The organism is Synechococcus sp. R8-2 (genome assembly GCF_047461715.1).
Lineage (GTDB): Bacteria > Cyanobacteriota > Cyanobacteriia > Thermostichales > Thermostichaceae > Thermostichus.
The window spans coordinates 1-2,753 of sequence record NZ_JANSHQ010000450.1; the positions used below are offsets into that span (position 1 = coordinate 1).

The 2,753-nt window shown below is 56.3% G+C and carries 4 protein-coding genes and 1 pseudogene; 3 read left to right on the plus strand and 2 right to left on the minus strand.

What is annotated here, in order from left to right; all coding sequences use genetic code 11:
- The first annotated feature begins 287 nt into the window (after positions 1 to 287).
- On the plus strand, positions 288 to 698 hold the full coding sequence (petE, locus tag NW819_RS10720) for a plastocyanin (protein WP_414413733.1): 411 nt from the start codon (positions 288 to 290) through the stop codon (positions 696 to 698).
- A gap of 183 nt (positions 699 to 881) precedes the next feature.
- Positions 882 to 1,112 carry a hypothetical protein gene (locus tag NW819_RS10725; RefSeq protein WP_011433402.1) on the plus strand — a complete coding sequence of 77 codons (231 nt, stop codon included), beginning with the start codon at positions 882 to 884 and terminating at the stop codon, positions 1,110 to 1,112.
- 36 nt (positions 1,113 to 1,148) lie between these two features.
- Here NW819_RS10725 and NW819_RS10730 read toward each other — a convergent pair whose 3' ends face one another.
- Positions 1,149 to 1,361, minus strand: a complete 213-nt coding sequence (locus NW819_RS10730) for a DUF2997 domain-containing protein (protein ID WP_414413734.1) — start codon at positions 1,359 to 1,361, stop codon at positions 1,149 to 1,151.
- A gap of 88 nt (positions 1,362 to 1,449) precedes the next feature.
- Here NW819_RS10730 and NW819_RS10735 point away from each other — a divergent pair, with 88 nt between their 5' ends.
- On the plus strand, positions 1,450 to 2,499 hold the full coding sequence (locus tag NW819_RS10735) for a potassium channel family protein (protein ID WP_414373746.1): 1,050 nt from the start codon (positions 1,450 to 1,452) through the stop codon (positions 2,497 to 2,499).
- A 23-nt stretch (positions 2,500 to 2,522) separates the two neighbouring features.
- Here NW819_RS10735 and NW819_RS10740 read toward each other — a convergent pair.
- Positions 2,523 to 2,753 (minus strand): annotated as a pseudogene (locus NW819_RS10740) (PHP domain-containing protein); the annotation flags it as partial.

The following is a 2,753-nucleotide window of genomic DNA, read 5'->3' on the forward strand; positions in this document are numbered from 1 at the left end:
GGGGATCCAGCCGCATCGGGTTGCCCAGCAGAAGTGTTGCCATAGACCCGCGAGAGAGTTCTGTTGTTTGACGGGTTCGGTCTGCTGTGGCCTTCTGTTAAAGAACGGATGCTACCGCTCCATAGGTGGGCATTGCTCTATTCTGGGATGAGCCCTCTTATAATGAGCATTGGGAATTCAACTGTCCCTGCTGTCCCTCCGCCTGGCTGGGTTCTCTTCACTACCTGGAAGGGAACAACGGAGCCGCAAAGTCTGGGATAGCTGCTGTTGCGTTTTGAGAGGAATCCATGTCTCTAGTTTTTAACCTGGTGAAGCGTTTGCAGCTCATCCTGCTCAGCCTTGTGGTTGGGGGGTTGGCTGTGGCGCTCTTGTCCAACCCTGCTGCTGCCAAAACCTACATCGTCAAAATGGGATCTGACAAGGCCCAGTTGGTCTACGATCCGCCTTCTCTCACCATCAACCAAGGGGATACCGTTCAGTGGGTGAACAACAAGGTCTACCCCCACAATGTTGTCTTCGACAAGGTGCCCGGTGGAGATGCGGCTCTGGCCGCCAAGCTCTCCCACAAGGCACTGCTCACTGCTCCTAAGCAGGTGGTGGAGTCGGCTTTTGTTGATGTTCCTCCAGGTGAGTACACTTACTACTGCACGCCCCACCGCGGGGCCGGAATGGTCGGCAAGATCATCGTGAACGGCTAAATCCACACCCCAAGTGCTGAACTTCTAGGGATCCCACTTTTGGTTTTGCCTTGCTGGACAGGGATCCCTGCCTTTAGCATAAAAGTTAGCCCTCTCAGGAGTGGGAGGGCTTTTTAGCGAATGAATACGCATTCGACCGGCTTGCCCTGTACTGCGCAAGTGTAGTTCTCAAACGGGTTCTCTATGACCACCAGCGTTAAAGGTTACCTGCTCTTGGCCGTTTCCTGCCTCAGCGCCATTGCTGCTGTTGGCTCAATTTTCGAGTTGGCTTCTGGCGAGCCGGATTTTGGCGTCGGCCCCACCAGCATCATCTTGGTTGTCGCTGCTCCATTGGCTGTTTGGCTGTTTCAGGCTGCGGTTGGAGCGGCACGGGCCGGCAATACGGCCGGGAAGGGAAGCAAAAAGAAAAAATGAGGAGACGGTGAGAACCCTGAGCAAATGGATATGGGGTCAGCAGGTTTGCTTCAAGGAGACCTCAGACTCCCTCTCAATTTCAGTCAGTTGGTGAAACTCCGGCAAGAGCTCCCGGTTCTGCACAGTTCCAAGAGCTGATTCCAAGCCGGCGGTAGCTAGGGTACAACTGGAGCCAGAACCATTCAGTACGGTCTCGGTGACCTGTCCGTTTTTGTCGATCCGATATTCCACTTTGATGTATTCAGGCATCCGCACTCCGCTTGTTACCGAACAACAACGGGTTCTTCCCCATTCTAGTTCTTGCTTCCTTTTCCTGGGCTAGATCTGGCTGGGCTCTATGGCTTCTGCTCGTCCCCCCTTCCAGGCTGCCAAAAGGGATCCCGGGATCCGGCGAGACCTCGGCTTGGGTGTGGGGGCATTGGTGTGTGTGGTGCTGATCGGCACCCTCTGGTACCACGGGGTGGAGCAGTGGCCTTGGGTGGAAGCTTTTTACATGACCGTTATCACCCTAACCACCGTGGGCTTCATGGAGGTGGGGCCGCTGGGGGAGCGGGGGCGTTTATTTACGGTGGCCTTGATCCTGATGGGGGTCTTGAGCATCGGGTTCATGGTGAATCGCTTTACAGAGGCCCTCATCCAGGGACATTTTCAGGAAGGGATCCGGCAGCGGAAATGGAAGAAACAGATGGAAGCGCTGAACAACCACTACATCATTTGCGGTTTCGGGCGCATTGGGCGGCAGGTGGCTCAAGAGTTTCGAGCAGAAGGGGTGCCATTTTTGGTGATTGATCAGTCTGCCGAGGCCATTCAGGTGGCTCAAGAGCTGGGATATGTGGCCCTCCAGGGGGATAGTACTCTAGATGCCACTTTGCTGGAAGCGCGGGTGCAACAGGCGGAGGGACTGATTGCCGCCCTATCTTCCGATGCCGAGAACCTGTACGTGGTCTTGTCGGCCCGCACCCTGAACCCCCGCATTCGCACTATTGCCCGCGCCAATACGGAAGAGGCTTTGCAAAAACTGCAGCGGGCGGGCGTTGCCCATGCCATTTCTCCCTACATCACGGGCGGAAAACGCATGGCGGCGGCTGCCTTACGCCCCCGGGTTGTGGACTTTGTGGATGGCATCCTTGTCGGTCGGGATCGCACTTTTTACCTAGAGGAGTACGAGCTGGCAGCCCAAGAATGTCCTTATGTCGGGCAAACCCTACGGAAAGCCGATTTGCGCAACCGATCCGGAGCTTTGGTGGTGGCGATTCGACGGGCGGATGGCCAGTTGATTGGTGGCCCCAGCGGAGAAACCCTGTTGCAGCCGGGGGATCTGCTGCTGTGTATGGGCACTGCAGAGCAGTTGCGCCGGCTTGGTCAGCTGCTCTATCCACGCCCGTAGCAGCTTGTTCTGGGTAGCCTGGCTCAAATCCGCCTCAGAATACTGGGGCCATGAGAGTCGGTGCCACAGGTTTTCAAAAGTCCGTAGGCCTCGGCCAACTCTTCCGCTTTCTCCGTCACTTCCGGGCTAGGGATCCAAATCTCCGGGTTTTTGTAGGCGTAGTAGACCTCAAGGCCATCTATTCCCAACTCCGCTGCGGCTGGGACAATTTCCTCTGCAGGCAGGCAATAGCGAAAGGGATGGGCCAACACCGC